At 41.5% G+C, this 4,305-nt stretch carries 2 protein-coding genes and 2 pseudogenes; 2 read left to right on the forward strand and 2 right to left on the reverse strand.

The features are described from left to right. Positions 1-168 precede the first annotated feature (168 nt). A complete protein-coding gene (locus H6G79_RS36095; RefSeq protein ID WP_190595320.1) occupies positions 169-1,683 on the reverse strand; it encodes a transposase in 1,515 nt (504 codons plus the stop codon). A gap of 67 nt (positions 1,684-1,750) precedes the next feature. Between H6G79_RS36095 and H6G79_RS36100 the strand changes: the two are divergent. Then, a pseudogene (locus H6G79_RS36100) lies at positions 1,751-1,879 on the forward strand (transposase); the annotation flags it as partial. 960 nt (positions 1,880-2,839) lie between these two features. Next, positions 2,840-3,031, forward strand: a complete 192-nt coding sequence (locus H6G79_RS36105; protein WP_190595319.1) for a hypothetical protein — start codon at positions 2,840-2,842, stop codon at positions 3,029-3,031. 42 nt (positions 3,032-3,073) lie between these two features. Here H6G79_RS36105 and H6G79_RS37195 read toward each other — a convergent pair. Then, positions 3,074-4,305 (reverse strand): annotated as a pseudogene (locus H6G79_RS37195) (hypothetical protein); the annotation flags it as partial.

A 4,305-nucleotide genomic window follows, 5' to 3' on the forward strand; every position in this document is an offset into this window, starting at 1 on the left:
GAAGTGGAAATATTTGTTAAACCCATATTTTGTATTGTAACTGTACCCAATATTCCAATTAATCAAGAAAAACTAGAGTCAAGAATGAAGAGAGTTATTGAACACTCATAATTCTTAATATAATTTGAGCCACTCCACGAACTAGAAGTTCGTGGATTCAGGCAAAGTTCACGCTAACTTTTCGCTCTTAACAGCTATCTGGTTAACGCTTTTGCCCTCATGGTTGAACTGTTCTGAGGATGAATGAGTCAGCCTACGTTCGGACTCGCCTACTTGTTCACAGTTTGTTTGATATTGTTGCCATGCCAACCATAGGGTTTGCTCCAACCTTGGATACTCGCATTGAGCATCTTGCAATGACAACTGATCCTCATTAACGTATCTACTCAGAAATGCACTGAAAATATCACGGTGCATAACAATCCCTGTCACATCTCTATGAACCCGTTGGGATAGAGATTTTTTGATACGACTACCATCTAAATGAGTTTGAGAGAGTGCAGTTTTTTGAGTAGAAAAAGTTATGAATTGTCCACCAGCGTTTTCAGCTTTGCGTTTCAATTCGGATTGTACAAATCCAGGTGATTTAGCAGAAATAGCCTTACCGTAGCGTTTCTGCCATCCCTTAACCGAGACTTTCTCGGTTTTAATTATATTGCCATGTCTTAAAATCTCATTAACTACTTTACGATTTTGAGACTTGGCATAAGATGTTTTGCGTCTTTCTAACTCACGCTTCTTTTGAGCATTCTTTTTGTAGTATTTAGACTTGTTCCATTTACGACTACTTTTTTTAACTTTACCTTGCTTAACAACTGTTTTACGTCCCTTTTTAGCTAAAAAGTCTGCCTCATAATTTTCAGAATTATTTGCACGTTGAGAGCGTTGCATTTTTCTCTGTAATCGAGTTATTTCTTTTTGAAAATCAGGAACTTTGTCAGCAAAAGGTAGTAGCCCAGAGTGATTGTCACCTACAAAGGCAATGTTAGAGATATTGAGGTCTAAACCAACAATACCTTCTGAAATATAATTTTGTGGTTTTTGATATGGTAGACCTTCATTAATTAACTGAATAAACCAACGACGTTTACTATTGATCTCTTTCCACAGCAGACGAACATATTTGACAGGTGAGCTTAACCCATGCTCTATTACTGGATTGGATTCATTGATAATAGGATTAAGCTTAAGCTTTCCCCATACGAGTAGATTGTCTTTCCAGCGCAAGCCTTGTTTGTTTGTTTTGCCTTCAATAGACTTGAATCTATTAGGAGTTTTAAACCTAACTTTTTTAGCTAGTCCAAACAAAACTTTTTCACTAGCCCTAAAAGCGCGAGTAGCTATTGTCTGTTGGGTATTAGAGTCTATTTTATCAGCAATCCATTTTGATTTATTACTGACTAACGTGGCATAAGCTTGTAATTCATAATCCGAATATCTATAAAGTTTTCTAGCTTCCGAGAACATATTAGAACGTTGTTTCTTTTGCTCTCTGGGCAGTTTTTTAGCTGTCTGATAGATATCAGATTGTTTAACCAACTTCATCCTAGTTATTGCTTCATTGAGACAAGCATTATATAACTGCCTACTAGCTTGAAACCTAGCCAATAACTCTGATTCTTGCTTGCTATCAACTAACAATGGAATCGTAGTCACGAAAGATGGAGTTTTACTCTTAGCCACTGTTTTATCACCCCCTTAATTCTGTATAAGACTCATTGCTATATACAATACATTGTTGTAAAATGCTAGACAAGAGTTTCCACAGCTACTTAAGCTTCCTACTTTGTGGACTCATGCCTATTTTTATGACACGACAGGTAAAGTTTCTTCGGCAATTATTGAACAATACATTAATGACCCTCATCATTACAAATAACCACTGCGGATAAATCCGCGTGAGTCAGGTTTCCGCCACGATATAAATAACGTAGGTAGTTCAATTCATTTAATTTCTTGAACTACCTACTTCGTGGCTACCACCTTTCCCACACTATTTAGGTGTGAAATTCCTCCGAACAGCGATCGCTTCGCTAATAACCGGCGTAGTCTCTCGGAGGATCTCGCATGAACGAGTACCTACAAATTTTCAATAGCCTCTCTCGCTGTGACCTTTCGGAACAGCGAGTTTCTCTGGCAAGACAGTTCGCCTGGGCTGTTCCGAACCAAGAAGCTATCGAATATCTCGTATCCTTGTCACCCATCATCGAGATAGGTGCAGGAACAGGGTATTGGGCGTTTCTGGTTAGACAGGCAGGCGGGGTCATTCGGGCGTTCGATGAACAGCCCTACGACAACGGCTACTGTTCTAACAAGTGGACAGAAGTTGAAGTTGGCAACCCCAGCACCGTTGCTGACTACCCTGACCATTGCCTGTTTCTTTGTTGGCCGCCGGGTTATAGCCCGATGGCTTACCAGTGCCTGTTGAATTACTCTGGCGACAGAGTTGTTTATATAGGCGATACAGACGGGGCTACTGGTTGCACTCGGTTCAGGAAACTGCTTCAACACGATTGGAGACTTGAACGGCGAATCGAAATACCCAGATTCCCCGGAATGTTCGATTCCCTTGTCTTGTACCACCGAAAATAATAGCAATCCGCCACTCCATAGAGAGTGGTTATTTTTTTCTGATTGCTATTCTACTTCCAATCCAAACAAATCCTTGTAAACTTCGTAGTCTTGAAAAAGTTGCATGACCACGCTCCGAGTAAACATACAATCAGTTGTAAATTTGATTCCATAAACTTTATTTTATCAAGAAATATCATGATTTAAACGAATAATTTTTATCGCTTCGCTAATAACCACTGATGTCGTTTGGACAGAGGTTCCGACTATGTACAACTCTCAAATTCTCGCACTCATGATTCAGCATGAAATCGATTATCCAGAGGCTGCTATGATGCTTCAGGATATTGAGTGGAGAGAAATAGATATAGTGGTATCTGAGGAAGAGATACAAAGACAAATCTCGTCTTCCTCCTCAGATATACAGCCGATGAATTTCGCTGAAGAAATCCCGTTTTAAAATTAAAGCTACTAACTATTTGTTAGTAGCTTTAATTTTTTCTCACCTCTGCAAGCCTGCTGCTTGCTTTTGATTTCTTTCGATAACTTCGTCAAGTTTACTGTTAGCAGTTTCAAAATCCTGCAACACCTCTGGAGTTAAATTATTAATTTGAACCTTCCCAGCCTGCACAAACAGAATTACATCGCCATTTTTGTGAGCGATCGCCAAATCTTTGCGTTCAGAATTTAATGCTAAATCATACGTTTTACCAGTAACACGGACAGTACCATCATTTCCAAGCTGACCTATATTTGATGCCAACTTCTGGGACACCTGGGAGATTCGAGTGAGTGTATCTTGCTCCATTGCCGCCACAGCTTTGGGCGATAACTGACCGGTAGCTTTGAACTCATTGGCAACTTCAACAATTCGTTTTTTGTAATCGTCAGGTTTACCCAAACCATCAGCCGCAATGTACCATGAGCGCAGGTGGTCGATGGTCACAGATGGTGATGAAGCGCGAGTATAGCCCTGCTGCGTACTCTCCAACTTGTAGCCACGCTCCTGCAAGTATTTTTGTACTAGCTGATCAGTTCCTTGGGCATTACCCACCACAAACGAACTACCAGCAGCTATAGCCTTATCAAGCAGTGGGACGTAGTGATTATCAAAAGTCTGTTGGATTTGCTCGTTTGTTACACCCCGCCACGGGCCGGAGCCAGAAACCATGATTACGTCGGTTTTTGAATAATTGCCTGTGTTTGCGCCATCGCCCCAAGCCTGTTCGTAATTGCGAGTACTGGATGGTGTACTGGCTGGTGCTGATGATTTACCGATGAATTGAGTGGCTATGTCTGCCATCGCCACATCTTTTTTCATGTGAGAAGCCACCGCATCGTTTATAGGCTTGAGTTGAGCAAGGGGATTTGGCTGTACCTGCGGAAACTGCGGTTGCGGCGGCGGCGGCTGTGACAGTGGCGCTTGGGGTGATGCCACGGGCGGTTTTAAATGTTTTGGACGGTCAGGCAGCGATCGCACTTTCTTCTCGTATTCAGCTTGGAAATCAATCACACGACCAAACTTCTTGGTCATGGACTCAAAAGTTGATTCAGGAATTGATGAATTTACCAAATTAAATACGGCGAGTCCCTTTTTCGTTTCCAGTGGCACATCTTCTGGTGGCACTTGGGCAATCGCAACATTCTTGTCAGCCAGCCACTCGGTCACAGTCGCAATTTTATGGTTGTCCACGGCTAGTTGTGTCAATCCCAACATTTTATCTTCGGGTGTGG

This window comes from Anabaena sp. FACHB-83, assembly GCF_014697485.1.
Lineage (GTDB): Bacteria > Cyanobacteriota > Cyanobacteriia > Cyanobacteriales > Nostocaceae > Nostoc_B.

Coding starts and splice junctions, on each gene's coding strand:
- H6G79_RS36105 (WP_190595319.1), top strand. CDS start 2,840: ATGTACAACTCTCAAATTCTCGCACTCATGATTCAGCATGAAATCGAT.